Source organism: Undibacterium sp. RTI2.2 (assembly GCF_035018705.1).
In the GTDB taxonomy this organism is placed as follows: Bacteria; Pseudomonadota; Gammaproteobacteria; order Burkholderiales; family Burkholderiaceae_D; genus Undibacterium.
In genome coordinates this window covers 81,097-96,915 of the sequence record NZ_JASJXN010000006.1, presented here as the reverse complement: position 1 = coordinate 96,915, position 15,819 = coordinate 81,097, and the positions used below count along the sequence as shown (strand labels likewise).

The 15,819-nt window shown below is 46.9% G+C and carries 15 protein-coding genes; 4 read left to right on the top strand and 11 right to left on the bottom strand.

What is annotated here, in order from left to right:
- Window positions 1-13: 13 nt before the first annotated feature.
- Together miaB and QN395_RS05185 are read right to left on the bottom strand one after the other, a co-directional pair.
- Entirely contained in the window at window positions 14-1,357 is a 1,344-nt protein-coding gene (miaB, locus tag QN395_RS05190; RefSeq protein ID WP_323492647.1) for a tRNA (N6-isopentenyl adenosine(37)-C2)-methylthiotransferase MiaB, read from the bottom strand.
- Between the two features lie 177 nt (window positions 1,358-1,534).
- Window positions 1,535-1,897 carry a hypothetical protein gene (locus tag QN395_RS05185; RefSeq protein ID WP_322120015.1) on the bottom strand — a complete coding sequence of 121 codons (363 nt, stop codon included), beginning with the start codon at window positions 1,895-1,897 and terminating at the stop codon, window positions 1,535-1,537.
- Window positions 1,898-2,558: 661 nt separating this feature from the next.
- Between QN395_RS05185 and QN395_RS05180 the strand changes: the two genes are divergently transcribed.
- From QN395_RS05180 to QN395_RS05165, 4 genes are all read left to right on the top strand, one after another.
- Window positions 2,559-2,855, top strand: coding sequence for a hypothetical protein (locus tag QN395_RS05180; protein ID WP_322120016.1), 297 nt, complete (start codon window positions 2,559-2,561; stop codon window positions 2,853-2,855).
- 81 nt (window positions 2,856-2,936) lie between these two features.
- Window positions 2,937-5,108, top strand: a complete 2,172-nt coding sequence (locus QN395_RS05175) for a tetratricopeptide repeat protein (protein WP_322120017.1) — start codon at window positions 2,937-2,939, stop codon at window positions 5,106-5,108.
- Window positions 5,109-5,334: 226 nt separating this feature from the next.
- Window positions 5,335-5,847 carry a flavin reductase family protein gene (locus tag QN395_RS05170; protein ID WP_323492160.1) on the top strand — a complete coding sequence of 171 codons (513 nt, stop codon included), beginning with the start codon at window positions 5,335-5,337 and terminating at the stop codon, window positions 5,845-5,847.
- A gap of 42 nt (window positions 5,848-5,889) precedes the next feature.
- A complete protein-coding gene (locus QN395_RS05165; RefSeq protein ID WP_323492159.1) occupies window positions 5,890-6,150 on the top strand; it encodes a SemiSWEET transporter in 261 nt (86 codons plus the stop codon).
- Between the two features lie 45 nt (window positions 6,151-6,195).
- Here the strand turns inward: QN395_RS05165 and QN395_RS05160 are convergent, their stop codons facing one another.
- From QN395_RS05160 to QN395_RS05120, 9 genes are all read right to left on the bottom strand, one after another.
- Window positions 6,196-7,233 carry an L-threonylcarbamoyladenylate synthase gene (locus tag QN395_RS05160; RefSeq protein WP_322120020.1) on the bottom strand — a complete coding sequence of 346 codons (1,038 nt, stop codon included), beginning with the start codon at window positions 7,231-7,233 and terminating at the stop codon, window positions 6,196-6,198.
- Between the two features lie 52 nt (window positions 7,234-7,285).
- Window positions 7,286-8,491, bottom strand: coding sequence for a 5-(carboxyamino)imidazole ribonucleotide synthase (locus QN395_RS05155; protein ID WP_323492158.1), 1,206 nt, complete (start codon window positions 8,489-8,491; stop codon window positions 7,286-7,288).
- A 486-nt stretch (window positions 8,492-8,977) separates the two neighbouring features.
- Entirely contained in the window at window positions 8,978-9,505 is a 528-nt protein-coding gene (purE, locus tag QN395_RS05150) for a 5-(carboxyamino)imidazole ribonucleotide mutase (protein ID WP_322120022.1), read from the bottom strand.
- A 2-nt stretch (window positions 9,506-9,507) separates the two neighbouring features.
- On the bottom strand, window positions 9,508-10,404 hold the full coding sequence (locus QN395_RS05145) for a phosphoribosylaminoimidazolesuccinocarboxamide synthase (protein WP_322120023.1): 897 nt from the start codon (window positions 10,402-10,404) through the stop codon (window positions 9,508-9,510).
- A 102-nt stretch (window positions 10,405-10,506) separates the two neighbouring features.
- Window positions 10,507-11,571, bottom strand: coding sequence for a class II fructose-bisphosphate aldolase (fba, locus tag QN395_RS05140; RefSeq protein ID WP_323492157.1), 1,065 nt, complete (start codon window positions 11,569-11,571; stop codon window positions 10,507-10,509).
- A gap of 109 nt (window positions 11,572-11,680) precedes the next feature.
- Window positions 11,681-13,114 (bottom strand): pyruvate kinase, encoded by a 1,434-nt coding sequence (gene pyk, locus QN395_RS05135; RefSeq protein WP_323492156.1) that lies wholly within the window; start codon window positions 13,112-13,114, stop codon window positions 11,681-11,683.
- Window positions 13,115-13,188: 74 nt separating this feature from the next.
- On the bottom strand, window positions 13,189-14,382 hold the full coding sequence (locus tag QN395_RS05130) for a phosphoglycerate kinase (protein ID WP_323492155.1): 1,194 nt from the start codon (window positions 14,380-14,382) through the stop codon (window positions 13,189-13,191).
- A gap of 191 nt (window positions 14,383-14,573) precedes the next feature.
- The gene (locus tag QN395_RS05125; RefSeq protein ID WP_323492154.1) at window positions 14,574-14,897 is read right to left on the bottom strand and encodes an AzlD domain-containing protein; all 324 of its coding nucleotides are present in this window, start codon (window positions 14,895-14,897) and stop codon (window positions 14,574-14,576) included.
- Window positions 14,894-15,727: an AzlC family ABC transporter permease gene (locus QN395_RS05120; protein WP_323492153.1), complete on the bottom strand. Its 834-nt coding sequence runs from the start codon at window positions 15,725-15,727 to the stop codon at window positions 14,894-14,896. Before QN395_RS05120 ends, QN395_RS05125 begins: the two co-directional genes overlap by 4 nt.
- Window positions 15,728-15,819: the final 92 nt, after the last annotated feature.

Genomic DNA, 15,819 nt, shown 5'->3' with positions numbered 1-15,819 from the left:
TAGCCCTGCTGGCTCAGTTGACTTCCAACAATTCGGAAATCAATTCACCGCGCAAAGAGTAATTGTAGGACTCCGTAATTCTGGTATTCACTAGCTGCCCGATCAGGCTTGCTGGCCCGGCAAAGTTGACTACACGATTGTTCTCAGAACGGCCTTGCAATTCATTCGAATCCTTAACCGATGGACCCTCAACCAGAATGCGCTGCACTGTACCGATCATTGCGTTACTGTATTTTTTGGTATTGCTGTCGATCACTGCTTGTAGATGTTGCAGGCGTTTTAATTTAAGCTCATGCGGCGTATCGTCAGCCAGACTGGCTGCAGGCGTACCCGGGCGCTTACTGAAAATAAAACTAAAGCTGTTGTCAAAACCGATGTCGTCAATCAACTTCATCAAGGCATCAAAATCTTCTTGCGTCTCGCCGGGGAAGCCAACGATAAAATCAGACGAAACAGAAATATCAGGACGCACCGCACGCAGGCGGCGCAGAACTGACTTGTATTCAATCGCTGTGTAGCCGCGTTTCATCGCGGACAAGATGCGATCCGAGCCATGCTGTGCCGGCAAAAAAACATGATTCGCAATTTTAGGAATCTTGGCAAACGCATCGATCAGGCGCTGGTTAAATTCTTTAGGATGGCTGGTGACAAAACGAATACGTTCAATCTGCGGGAACTCGGCAATATATTCCAGCAACAGCGCAAAGTCGGCGATTTCGCCATCGTCCATTTTGCCGCGATACGCATTGACGTTTTGGCCCAGCAGCGAAATCTCTTTGACGCCCTGCTCTGCCAGCCCGGCAACTTCTGCCAGAACATCGTTAAACGGACGTGAGACTTCTTCACCACGCGTGTAAGGTACAACGCAGTAACTGCAATACTTACTGCAACCTTCCATGATCGATACAAACGCCGTCGCGCCTTCTACTTTCGCAGGCGGCAAATGATCGAACTTTTCAATTTCAGGAAAACTGATATCGACTTGCGAACGTCCGCTGGTACGACGATCATTCAGCAATTGTGGCAAACGATGCAAAGTTTGCGGACCAAATACCACATCAACATAAGGCGCACGCTTGATAATCGCCGCACCTTCTTGCGAGGCGACGCAGCCACCGACACCGATAATCAGATCAGGCTTGTTGCGCTTAAGTTCACGCAAACGACCCAGATCAGAAAACACTTTTTCAGAGGCTTTTTCACGCACGCTGCATGTGTTGAGCAGAATGACATCGGCATCTTCTGCTTTATCAGTTTTGATCATACCCTCGGAGGCATGGAGCACATCGTTCATCTTGTCCGAGTCATACTCGTTCATCTGACAACCGAAGGTTTTAATAAATACTTTTTTTGGCATGACGGTTTGATTCTTCTTAATATTACTTATTTAGTTTTGTTTTAGTTTTGCTTTGGGGAGCTTCTAAAAACCTCTTAATCGAGATGCAGCGCTAGGCGCAAAACATAGCAATACGTCGGTATTGCGAGGCTTTGCAACAACGCGATGCGCTCGGGTAAGAGGTTTTTAGAAATCCCATTAGTTTTGTTTTAGTTGTTTGCTTATATCCACATTCGCTTCTTGCACAGTCAAAATCCAGATACGCTCTATCTCACCATACTCATTCGCAAGATAGTTAATCTTTAAGGTGGCGTTCGGCAAAGTAGCGGGCAATACCAGCAAACCTAGTTCGTTAAAAATACGGGTAGAAGGCCGGGTAACTTGAACCTTGCCATCAATCACAATGTCCGGATAAGCAGAGGCAGTTAATACGCCACGCTTGGTACCAATTGGAAAAGTGCGCGGATCGGCATGCGCCACACTCAAAACCAAGCTTAAACTACCCAATAACATCATTGCGCAACAACGTCGCAGCAGGGAAAATACAGGCATTCTCAACATAGGATTAGCTCTTCCAAAATAGACAAACAAATCAACAACTTATGCAAATTCTGCAAGGTCGTTTGCAGGGTCTTTTGAGGGCGCAAGTTTAACACATGCGGGCTGAACCGCTTGTTAGGCCAGACAAGAACTTTTTAGCTGGTTTTATTATGAGCTTACAAATAAGCAAACGCTTCTTATTCCGGGCTGAAATATATGTTTTTAGAATTTATAGTTTGATGACTGAGTGAATAAACCGTAAGCCTGACGCCATCTCTGACTATTTTACTGGTTTGGGAACCTTCCTCTGCTCATTTATACTTACCAAGTAATTTCAGTTAGATTGTATTGTGCTAACGTATTTTTAATGGCAGCCGACTTGAGCTTAATCGTATTAAGATCATCATTGCATTTTAGCCAACCAGTGATGAGGAAGATGAGAGATTTGCAGCTTAGCAAAAATAAACACATCAGAATGCCATTGCCGTGGACCAGCTTTTGCTAAACTATAATCGTTTGAATTTGCTGCAATTCTGTCGAGAAAATTGAATTTCTCTAAAAATATTTTTATCAATCGCATCAAAGATGATTTTCGAGATTCTCAAAAACTCCATATGTGTAAATCTGAGTTTAACTAAATAAACTTTCGTTTTTTAATTATCAAATAGTCTGTGAATTACCCATGAAAATATTTAGCTGGTTTGACGCTACTGAAGAAAAACAATTTGGCCAAATATTGGCGGAAGCTTTAATTGAGCGGACTCCTGTTGAAAGCGCAGTTGGCAAAATTCTAAATAAAAAACACGAAGCGATGCTAAATAAACTCAGTCAACTTGTGATCGAATTTAAACAAGACCGTAAAATGAACACGTATAAAAAAGCTGCCTTAGGAAATACCTTCAAATGGGAGCTGATTAAAAAGGGGTACGACAGAGAGTATGTTGATCAATTAACAAATTGGATTATCTTAAAGTTGTAATGCTTCTTTTATTTCTATTTTCAATATGGCAGTAAGAATGAATACTAATTAAATCGAAATTTATAGAAAAAACTTAAAAATATGTTCACTTGGCTAAAAAAAATTCTTACTCCACCAGTGCCAAGTAAGGATTTAGATCCGCAAATTTCAATTATAAAAAATCAAATTCCTGATGTTCGTCCTCCAGAAGTGGAAAAAACTCATAAAGAAATAGCTAATGCCTTATTAGACGCAGGGAATTTGGCGGAAGCTGAAATACATTACCAAAAAGCCATAAAGCAAAATAAAGCGGATACAAATGCATATGTGATGCTCGGTTATGTATTAAAAGAGCAAGGTAAAAGTTATGCAGCGGCACAACAACTCGAAATAGCGCTGCAATTATCGCCAGAGGACTTTGATGCCCACTACATGCTCGCATCGATGGCCAGCATCGCTGGGAGGAGGCAAGAAGCGATTCAAAGATATGAAAAAGTCATAGATTTGAAACCACAGTTCCAGCTGGCATACCGGGAATACAGTTATTTAATGGCTCAAACTGGAGATCTTGAGAAGGCGCAAAGTATTGTTGATTTAGCGCTCACTCATATCCCAGATGAAGCTGATTTTTATTTAATTAAAGGCGATATATTTATACGTCAGCATCTTGTTGACTCTGCTATTTTGGCATATCAAAAAGCAATTTCTATACGCTCAGACTTCAGTCAAGCTTATCTGCAATTAAGTCTCGCATTTGAATCTAAAGGAAAATTAACCGATGCTTTTGAAAATGCGGACAAAGCGACTTCATTAAATCCAGAAAACTTAGCGGCCTTAGTTACACGCGGCAATATGTTAATGTTACTTGAGCGAGGAAATGAGGCTTTGGCTAGCTTTAAAGCAGCTCTAAAAATAAAGCACGATTGTGTCGAGGCATTAGTGAATAGTGGCATTTTATTGCAATTGCAACATCAAAATTCAGAGGCTTTAAAATATTACCAGCTAGCATTAGATGCCCAGCCTAATTTAGCGATCGTTTGGCATAACAAAAGCGTCATAGAGTTCGATCATGGTCATTTAGATATGGCGATGAAAGACGTAGAATGCTCACTTGAGATTGATCCCAGATTTTGTGATGCAGTTCATCATAAGGGATTAATTCTTACCGCTCTAGGCCGTTATTACGAGGCGCTTTCTCAGTTTGCGAAGGCTTTACAGATAGATTCTCAGCACTTGTTGACGTTTTTTAACCGGGCAAAAACATATCAAAAACTTGAGATGCACGAAGAAGCTTTGCTTGATTTTGCTGAGGCCATACGCATTCAACCTGATTTTGCTAAGGCTCACTTTGACGAAAGCTTTAGTCGCCTGGTGCTAGGCGATTTCCTGAAAGGATGGGCAAAATACGAATGGCGCTGGAAATGCTCGCCATTCGTGGAAGGAAAGCGACATTTTATTGTGCCTTTATGGCTAGGTGAGCAACCGTTAAAAAATAAAACCATTTTGCTTTATGGTGAACAAGGGTTAGGCGATACGATTAATTTTGTGCGTTATGTCACATTAGTAGCGAAATTGGGCGCGCGCGTGATACTCGAAGTGCAGGCATCATTAAAAACTTTACTCAAAAATTTCGATGGAGCCGCAGAAGTATTTGCTCAAGGTGAAGTGCTGCCGTCTTTTGATTACCATTGTCCGCTTCCAAGTTTACCTTGTGCCTTTAATACAGCTTTAGAAACGATTCCGGTACAAGAAAAATATTTTGATATTGATGAAATCGCACCCGATGCAGCAACACGCTGGCAACTTAAAGTTGGTCAGTCAACAGATAAAAAGGTAGGCATAGTATGGTCAGGCAATCGAGATCACCAAAACGATAAAAATCGATCCATCCCTTTTTCAGAGTTTTCAAAAATCATTGTAGAGAACGTACAGTTTTTTAGTCTTCAAAAGGAAGTTAGATCACGAGATCAGACGGCTCTAGATCAGCAGACTTCGGTCAAGCAATGGGGTGGTGAATTAACAGATTTTGTGGAAACTGCGGCGCTCATTTCAAAACTGGATTTGGTTATTGCTGTCGATACTTCGGTCGCACATCTTGCAGCATCGCTTGGAAAACCTGTATGGCTACTTGTCCCGTTTAATCCTGATTGGCGCTGGATGCATAACAGATCAGACAGCCCATGGTATAAAACCGTAACCCTATTTCGACAAAAGGAAACTGGAAACTGGAATGATGTTCTTGAAGAAATCGCCATGAGATTGGCCTCAATTTAAATTAAAGTCCTCGTCTCAAAAATGTATTTTTCTATACTGTAATAGCTCAGACAGGACTAATCGATATATGTCACTCCATATTTATGGACACTGATTAGATAATTAATTAAGGAGCAAAATAAAACTACTAGTTTGATGCATAGATTAGTTGGCATACGGAGCAGAATGGGCGTGAGCAATCTAATGAAAAATACCGGATAATGCCCAAAATAAATCTGGAAACCCAATGCATACTCGCTCCCCCCGCGCTGCTAAGCGCGAATTTGATACCCCCCACTTTCGTCAGGCTTTGTCGCAGTTTGCGACTGGCGTGACGGTGATTACGACTCGTCTGGCAGACAGGACTTATTTGGGTCTGACAGTCAGTTCCTTCAATTCTGTCTCACTCGATCCGCCGCTGGTGTTGTGGAGTCTGGCAAATACGTCAAGTAGCATGGACGCTTTTAGCGGCAATTCTCACTATGTTGTGAATATTTTGTCATCCGAACAGGCTTGGGTTGCAGAACAATTTGCCAGTCGTAAAAAAGATCGGTTTGAGGGGGTAGATTATCGTTTGTCTCGCACCGGTCATCCTATTTTAGTTGGTGCATCTGCTTGGTTTGAGTGTCATAATCGCAGCCGCTATCCAGAAGGTGACCATGTGATTTTTGTCGGCGAAGTAGAGCATTGTGAATTTACTCCGCAAGCCCCGCTCATTTATCAATCTGGTCAATTTTTGCCGCCGCAATCCACACCGTAGCGATAGCATAACTACGGCAACCATACTGATACTGCCAAGTAAATGATGCCTCAACTGACTGATCTGATCGGCTATATTGCCGCCAGCATGACGACAACTGCCTTTATTCCCCAAGCATGGATGACCTGGCGTCGCAAGCGTGCTGACGGTGTGTCACTGGGCATGTACATCATCCTGGTAGGTGGGATTGCCATGTGGCTGGCGTACGGCCTGATGCTGAACGCGCTACCGATCATCATTGCCAATTTTATTACTCTGGTGTTGGCAATATTTATTCTAGTGATGAAGCTGCTGTACAAATAGTCGCTAAGGTTTCTGTAAAACCGCGACTTAGTTCGCTTAGTTCGCTCAATTAGTGAGCAGCTTTTGTAGTACGTCACGCGAATCAAACGCAGCACGTCGCAAGCGATCGTTAACGCCTTGCCAGGCGTGATCATCCGGTAGCATTTCAACCAAAATCACATCGGCATGCGCGGCATCCAGTTCGCGCAAACCAGCATACAGATCATGCGCATACACTGACGGATCAGCAACGATCACTTTTAATGCCTGCACGTTTTGCTGAACATGTTCCTGGTAACGCATGACCGCCACTTTTTTGCCGCTATCCAGCAATTGCTGTATGGTCGATTCCAGCGTGTCTTCTGCGATTAAAACAACCGGCGTGTTTGGAGCGTAGTGCGCATCCAAGGTACCCGATGCTCTTGGTGCGGTGATATCAGGCGCGGATGGCTGTATTCCTAATACGCGTGCCAGTTCGGCGGCAGAGATGTGGCCGGGTCGCAATAATACTGGTCCGTGGGTTTCCAATCTCGTTAAATCCAAAATTGTTGACTCTATACCGACATCACTCTGACCACCGTCTAGCACTGCTGTGATCATCTGGTTCGCAAGCTCGGCTGGAAATTCATCTCGAACATGCTGCGCTGTGGTCGGACTAACATGTCCAAATTTATTTGCCGATGGCGCTGCGATACCACCTTTACCATTTTTAAACGCGCGTAACAACTGCTGTGCAACCGGATGTGAAGGGCAACGTAATCCTATTGAATCCTGACCGCCAGATACGGCGCCTGGGATATGCGCGGCACGCGTCAAAATTAAGGTCAATGGTCCCGGCCAAAATGCGGCAATCAGCCGATGTGCCTCGGCCGGAATATCGGCAGCCCAATACTGAATATCGGCCTCCGGCGCCAGATGTACGATCACAGGATGATTGGCAGGACGGCCTTTGGCTGCATAAATGGCAGCAACAGCGGACGGATTCTCTGCATCAGCACCAAGTCCGTACACGGTTTCAGTCGGAAACGCGACTAACTGCCCCGATTCCAACTGGCGGGCGGCAGATTGTATTGAGGCGTCAAACGTATTGTGCTTTGTTGACATCGTCAAACTATTCTCGCTATTCATCGTAATTTGGTCTTAAACTCGTCTGACATTAGTTCGCGATGCCAAGAATGTCGCAAGCAAGTGCTAGCGTCGCTTGTGCGTCCGCCAACTTGGGGGCAATAAAGGTGACGTGCCCCATTTTGCGTGCGCGTCGCGCTTCAGATTTGCCATATAAATGCAAATGCGTACCCGGCAAAGCGAGTAGCTTGTCCCAAGCAGGTTCGCGTGGACTGACAGCTTCACCTTCAAACCAAACGTCACCTAAAATATTTAGCATCACCGCTGGCGAATGCTGACGTACGTCAGCTAATGGCAACTGTGCCAGCGCCCTGACCTGCTGCTCAAACTGACTGGTAACACAGGCGTTGATGGTGTAGTGGCCGCTATTGTGGGGACGTGGTGCCATTTCATTGACGACCAGGGATCCGTCCTGCAATACAAAAAATTCGATGCATAAAACGCCGACGTAGGCTAATTGAGCAATGATATCCAGCGCCGCCTTTTGCGCCATCTTCGCGACGCCATCCGTGACATTTGGGCTAGGGACCGTGGTGGTGAACAAGATTCCATCGCGATGGACGTTTTCCGCAATCGGATACACCACGGCTTGACCATCAACACCGCGCGCGACTAACAACGATACTTCGTATGCAAGCGGCAGCATTTTTTCTAACACGCAGAGCTGGCCGTTCATACCGGCGACGGCTTCCACTAACTCATCGCGGTTACGGACTCTGACCTGTCCTTTGCCGTCGTAACCCATGCGTACCGTTTTTAAAATACCGGGCAACAGATCTTCACTGATCAGAGCGACGTCATCCTGATTCTCGATACGTGCATGTGGAGCCGGAAATACACCGGTGTGCATGGCACAGCGGGTGAAAAAATCTTTCTCTTGCAAGCGATCTTGTGCAACCGAAACACAAGCGCCAGAAGGAGCAACGAAGCCGTCTTGCGCCAGCATCGTCAAACTATTGGCCGGGACGTTTTCAAATTCGGTCGTTACTGCACGAGTCAGTTTGCGTAACGCGGCCAAACCAGCGGCGTCATCATAAGCGGCTTGGATATGGTGCTCAGCGACTTGCCCGGCTGGACAACCCGCTTCTGGCTCTAATACGGCGACCTGATAGCCCATGGTTTGTGCAGCATGCGCAAACATGCGCCCGAGTTGCCCACCGCCTAAAATGCCGAGACAGCTTTGCTCAGTATTCGGTAACAGGGGATGGCGCGGAGTTGTTTGAGTATCGATAGTCATGATGTTAGGCAAATATAAAACGTAATCTAAAACGGAGTCTAAAACGAAATTTGAAAATTAAACTTATGCCGGTGACGCGCGCAAAAACAGTACATACTCAGCAAATAAGTTTGCGCGACTGGCGGAGCAACGAAGATTGATCAAACACATCATGAGCCACGGCGCTTTATAATGAAACAGCGCAGAAAAACATATACTCCCCGCAAAATTTACAAAATATGGCCAATTGTCCAATGATTCTCTAGACGATTAAAAATACACCATAGGAGTATTATTTTAAGTCGCTAGAACGCTTGCTAGTTTCATCGTCTGCGCAGCAGCAAATTCAGCATCTGTTTCGATCTTTCTGCGCCTGTACCCAGCTTAATTCCCGCATGCGCTGGAATGGCGAATCCTGTAATTTTGCGTCGCGTATTTGTATTGAGTTTCACTGGGAATAACCGTGGGCGAATCAAATACACGCTCATGCGAACTCATACAACTACACTAATCCGGCAACACCATGTCACGCGCTACTTGTGTTTGCTTCAGGCGAAAATCCATCAATTTTTGTGCCAAACCTTCGTCGGTTGTCGCCAGCATAGCAATCGCTGCCAGTGCCGCATTGGCAGCACCCGCCTCGCCAATCGCAAACGTCGCTACCGGAATCCCTTTTGGCATTTGCACAATCGAGAGCAAAGAATCTTCACCGCGCAGATATTTGGATGGCACTGGCACACCCAGCACTGGAACGATGGTTTTTGCTGCGATCATCCCTGGCAAATGTGCCGCACCGCCAGCACCGGCGATGATGGCACGCAGTCCGCGCGTTCTGGCAGTTTCTGCATAGGCAAACATCTCATCCGGCATGCGATGCGCAGAGACGACCTGCGCTTCATAAGGGATGCCAAACTCTTTCAGAACAGCGACGGCATGTTGCATCACATCCCAATCGGAGGAAGAGCCCATGACGATACCGATGATCGGCGATATCAACAATGATTGCGATGGTGACTCGTTACTTGCTTGATTCATGATTAGGCCTTCAGCGTTTCGCCAGTCAGACGTTCTAATGCCTCACGATACTTTGCGGCGGTCTTTGCAATCACTTCTTCTGGCAGGGCTGGCGCTGGCGCTGTCTTTTTCCAACTCGTAATCGTTTCCAGGTAGTCGCGCACAAATTGCTTGTCAAATGACGGTGGTGATATTCCTGTTGCGTAAGAATCTGCTGGCCAGAAACGGGACGAATCTGCGGTCAAAACTTCATCCATCAGATGCAACACGCCACTGTCGTCCAGACCAAATTCAAACTTGGTATCCGCAATGATGATGCCACGAGTAGCAGCATATTCTGCGGCCTCGGTGTACAACTGAATACTGATGTCGCGGATTTTTGCAGCGAGTTCTTTACCAATCAGTTCTTCTGTTTTGGCATAGCTGATGTTCTCATCGTGCTCACCCATTTCTGCTTTTGCTGCTGGGGTAAAAATCGGTGCTGGCAACTTTGCTGCCTGTGGCAAACCGGCTGGCAAGGTGATGCCGCAAATTGCACCGGTATCCTGATAATCTTTCCATCCAGAACCGATAATGTAGCCGCGCACGACCGCTTCTACCATGATCGGTTTCAGGCGTTTTGCCACGACCGCACGACCGCGCACTTGCTCCACTTCTTCAGCAGCGACAACACTTTCCGGCGCAATACCCGTCAAATGATTTGGCACGATATGTCCGAGTTTTTCAAACCAGAAATTAGCCATCTGATTGAGTACGCGACCTTTTTCAGGAATCGGTTCATTCATGATCACATCAAACGCGGACAAACGATCGCTAGTGACGATCAGGAGTTTGTCGTCGCCGACGGCGTAGTTGTCACGGACTTTCCCGCGGCCTAGCAGCGGCAAGGAATGCAGAGTGGAATTGATTTGCGTCGTCATAATATTTACTTTTTAAAAGTACGCAGGGCGCACTGTGCGCCCCGTCTTTTTCAAATTAATTTACTGATTTGCTGCACTGATTTTGCTTAAGTAGTTACCGGCTTATTTAACCAACTGAGCCAGGCTACCTTTTTTGTATTGTTCAGCAATTTTTTCCAAAGGCATAGGCTTGATCTTTGCTGCCTGACCTTCGCAGCCAAATGACAAATAACGCGCTTTGCAGACCAGTTTAGCGGCTTCGCGCGCTGGCTTGAGGTAGTCGCGCGGATCGAACTTGCCTGGATTCTCAAACAAATAACGACGGATTGCGCCGGTCATTGCTAAACGGATGTCGGTATCAATATTGATTTTACGCACGCCATGCTGGATACCGATCACGATTTCTTCTACTGGTACGCCGTAGGTTTCTTTCATATCGCCACCGAACTGGCGAATTTCTTCCAGCAGTTCTTGTGGCACTGAAGAGGAGCCGTGCATTACCAGGTGGGTATTCGGAATGCGCGCGTGGATTTCTTTGATACGGTCAATTGCCAGAATGTCGCCAGTAGGCTTACGTGAAAACTTGTATGCACCGTGTGAGGTACCGATTGCAATTGCCAATGCGTCGCATTGTGTTTGCTTGACGAAATCAGCAGCCTGATCGACGTCGGTCAGCAATTGTTCACGAGTCATTTTGCCGTCAGCACCGTGACCATCTTCTTTGTCGCCCATCATGGTTTCCAATGAACCGAGTACGCCCAGTTCTGCTTCTACCGTGACGCCAATTGAGTGCGAGAATTTGACGACTTCACGCGAGACTTCGACGTTATATTCGTAGCTGGCAACGCTCTTGCCGTCTTCCATCAATGAACCGTCCATCATCACCGATGTAAAGCCCGATTTAATCGCTGCCATACATACCGCAGGCGACTGACCATGATCCTGATGCATCACCACGGGGATATGCGGATAAGCTTCTACCGCAGCTTCGATCAGATGGCGCAGAAAAGCTTCGCCAGCATATTTACGCGCACCGGCGGAGGCTTGCATAATGACGGGCGCGCCGACTTCATCCGCTGCTTGCATGATGGCGGTGACTTGCTCCAGATTATTGACGTTGAATGCTGGTAAGCCGTAGCCATTTTCAGCGGCGTGGTCCAACAATTGGCGCATAGATACGAGTGGCATAATTTACTCCAGAGTACGATTAAAAATCTTGAATTAAAAATATAGAATTAAAAACCTCGAATTAAAAACCTCAATGCCGCATTAAAGAATCATTCAAGCTGACAGAGAATTAATGATCTCCGACCTTGACGATTTTCAGTGCATTGGTTCCGCCAACCTGTCCCATAGGCTCGCCCCAGGTAACAACGATCATGTCACCTTTGGTGACGATGCCGTTTTGCAGCAAGATGGTTTCTGCCGATTTCAATACGGCTTCGCGGTCGCTTGAATGCGGCAAAGTATAGGTTTCTACATTGCGATATAAAGCTACTTTGCGCTGAGTCGCGATACTCGGCGTCAGTGCAAATAAAGGAATATCAATATTGTGACGACTCATCCACAGCGCGGTGGAGCCGGACTCAGTCAGCGCCACAATCGCTTTTACGCGTAAGTGATATGCCGTGAATAAAGCACCGTAAGCGATGGACTGATCAATCCGGGTAAAGGTCTGATTCAAAAAATCTGCATCCAGTTTGCACTCCTGAAATTTTTCCGCCTCGACACAAATCGATGCCATTGCCTCGACTGTTTCTACCGGATATTTACCAGATGCGGTCTCTGCGGAAGTCATCACAGCATCCGTGCCATCCAACACGGCATTGGCGACATCGGATACTTCTGCACGAGTAGGTACCGCGTTAAAAATCATCGACTCCATCATCTGGGTTGCGGTGATGGCTAATTTGTTAGAAGCACGCGCCATTTTGATCATGCGTTTTTGCAGGGCAGGCACAGCTGCATTACCTACTTCTACTGCCAGATCGCCACGCGCTACCATGATGCCATCGGATGAGTCGAGAATTTCCTGCAATAACGGGATCGCTTCTGCGCGTTCGATCTTAGCGATCATCATCGGCTTATGACCATAAGCCTCTCCAGCAATATTAGATAACTGGCGCGCCATTTCCATATCAGTCGCGTTTTTAGGAAAGGACACGGCAATGTAATCTGCCTGGAACGACATCGCGGTCTTAATATCTTCCATATCTTTGGCAGTCAAAGCAGGGGCAGTTAAACCACCGCCCTGGCGATTGATACCTTTGTTATTGGATAGCTCACCGCCGATTTTAGTAATCGTGTGAATTTCATTACCAATAATTTTATCGACGATTAAAACGATCAGACCATCATTGAGCAACAATACGTCGCCTGGCTTGACGTCACGTGGCAAGGCTTTGTAATCGAGACCAACGCGCTCTTGGTTACCCATGCCACAGTCGGCATCCAAAATAAACTTGTCGCCGTTAGCGATCTCAATTTTGCTATTTTCAAACTTACCGATACGGATTTTGGGACCTTGCAAATCAGCCATGATGGCGATCTCACGACCGCACTCTGCCGCGGCCTGGCGCACCAGAGTCGCACGATCAATGTGATCTTGCGCCTTGCCATGCGAAAAATTCAGACGTACTACATTGACACCCGCTTGCAGCATGCGCTTGAGTGTCGCCAAATCACTGGAAGCTGGGCCTATCGTTGCAACAATCTTGGTTCCGCGTGCCATCTGGTCTCCTGATATTGATATCGGTTTTTAGTTTTTTACCTTGCCTTACAACTTGATCATCTTGCTTAATTTGATTACTTTGCTGCTCGTTGCAATAAAATATCGACCGCTGGCAAGGTTTTACCTTCCAAAAATTCCAGGAAAGCACCGCCGCCAGTAGAGATATAACCAATTTTGTCGGTGATCTGATATTTTGCAATCGCGGCCAAAGTGTCGCCACCGCCAGCGATGGAAAATCCCTTAGAGTCTGCAATCGCCTGTGCCAGCACTTTGGTGCCGTTACCAAACTGATCAAACTCAAATACGCCGACCGGACCGTTCCAGACGATGGTGCCAGCTTGTTTGATTTGCGCCGCCAGTAAGACAGAAGTGACTGGACCAATATCCAGAATCATGTCATCCGCTTCAACCTCATGGACTGACTTAACGGTAGCAACAGCCGTTGGAGAAAATTCTTTAGCGCAAACAACATCGGTAGGAATAGGCACCGATGCACCGCGTTTTGCCATCATATCGATAATGGCTTTGGCTTCATCCACCAGATCCGCTTCTGCCAGTGATTTGCCGATCTTTAAACCAGCTGCCAACATAAACGTATTCGCAATGCCGCCGCCGACAATCAGGTTGTCCACTTTGTCCGCAAGCGATTTAAGAATCGTGAGTTTGCTTGACACTTTGGAACCGGCAACGATTGCGACCAGAGGACGTGCCGGATGACCAAGCGCTTTGCCCAATGCGTCTAGCTCAGCGGACAACAAAGGGCCGGCACAAGCGACTTTGGCGTATTTGGCAATCCCATGGGTCGTGGCTTCTGCGCGATGGGCAGTGCCGAACGCGTCATTCACATAGATATCGCATAAGGCGGCCATTTTTTGCGCCAGCGCATCGTCGTTCTTTTTTTCGCCTTTATTGACGCGGCAATTTTCTAGTAAAACAACTTCTCCTGCTGCAACATCCACGCCGTCTACCCAATTTTGTTTCAGCTCGACAGCCACACCCAGCAGCTCGGATAAACGCACGGCAACCGGCGCCAGGCTGTCAGCAGGTTTAAACTCGCCTTCCGTCGGACGTCCTAAATGCGAGGTCACCATCACTGCTGCACCGGCTTTTAAGGCTTGTTGTATCGCAGGAACCGAGGCGCGGATGCGCGTGTCTTCCGTGATATTGCCATGATCGTCCTGCGGCACATTGAGATCTGCCCGAATAAATACACGTTTGCCCTGGAGTTGATTGGCGGCGATCAGGTCGCTGAGTCGATTAAATTGCATGGAGTTGGCGAATGAAAGAGGTGGGAGAAAAATCTAAGTCCCGTATTCTACCAAACACCCGTCGCCGACTACACCGTTTTTAGCTGGAATTAGTGCACTTTATTGCAAATTTGCAATTAAATAGGGATTACGCAAAATTGTCGCTGCAACGCGGCTGGGGCATTTTTGCGTAAGTCCTATTAAAATCACAATCACAATCCCAATCGTACATAGGTGTACACCGCCATCCCAAAGAAAATCGTTAGTAACATATTTCGTTTAACCAGAAAGAAACCACCTGCGGCGATGGCAGCGATTAATTTAAGGTTATCGAGCGCAAACGATAACTGGCCGTTGCTAAGCAACACATCCGGCACAATGATCGCTGCCAAGGCGCAGGCAGGCGCATAGCGTAAAGCTTCTTGTACCCGTTTTGGCAAATTAATGTGATGCCCGACCAGCCAAAACGTACTGCGGGCAATAAAAGTCGCAACAGCCAATGCAAAAATAACCAGCCAGATTTCAAGGTCGCTCATCGTTTCTCCTCGTTGGTGGCAACAGGTTGCGCGGCGGTCTTGGGCTGAATTTCCGTCTGAATTTCCGTCTTAGTGTCAGTCTTAGCATCAATCTTGTGCAGTGTTTCCAGCCACTCTTCCACCACCATGGCAGTGATCATCCCCACAATGACGGCGATCAGCAGTCCCAGCTTGTATGGAAAATTAACGCTTACCAAGGCAACCACACTAGCCACGACCACACCTGCCAGGGCAGCCTTATTCATCACCAGCGGTAACATAATGCACAGGATTGCCAGCGTACCGGCAAAGCCCAATCCCCAGCTCATCGGCACCTGGCTACCCAGTAAAATACCGATCAGCGACCCGATTTGCCATGCCGACCAGTTTGGCATGATCAGACCCTTTAGGTAGGCGAGCTTGTTTTCAAGTGTCACCACTGATTGCTCAGACGATACTTCTTCCTGAACATCAGAATGGGGGAAGCGCAGCATAAAAAATGCAACCGACACGTCACCGGAAAAATAACCCAGATAAGCGCGCACCCGCAAAGGCAAGCTAGAAAAATGCGGTGCCAGAATCGCAGAAAAAATCACAAATCGCAGATTAACAACCAAGGCCGTGGCGAAAATAACCCAGATGGGTGCATGCACAGCGATCAAAGGCAAAGACGCGAGTTGCGCAGAACCGGCAAACACCAGCAGCGTCATGCCAATAGCTTGTGGCACGGTTAAACCCGCTTTGATCATGGCAACGCCTACCACCAAACCCCATGCACCAATCCCAAACAAACTTGGCACGCCGATTTTAAGTCCCTCGCGGAAGGCGTGTTGCTTAGATTGAAAACTCATGGAGGGCTTTGAAAAATCAGAAAAGGTGCTCATTTTAACGACGATAGGCAATCAATGCTGGCAGCATTCGCTAAATCACTTTCGCCATCGAA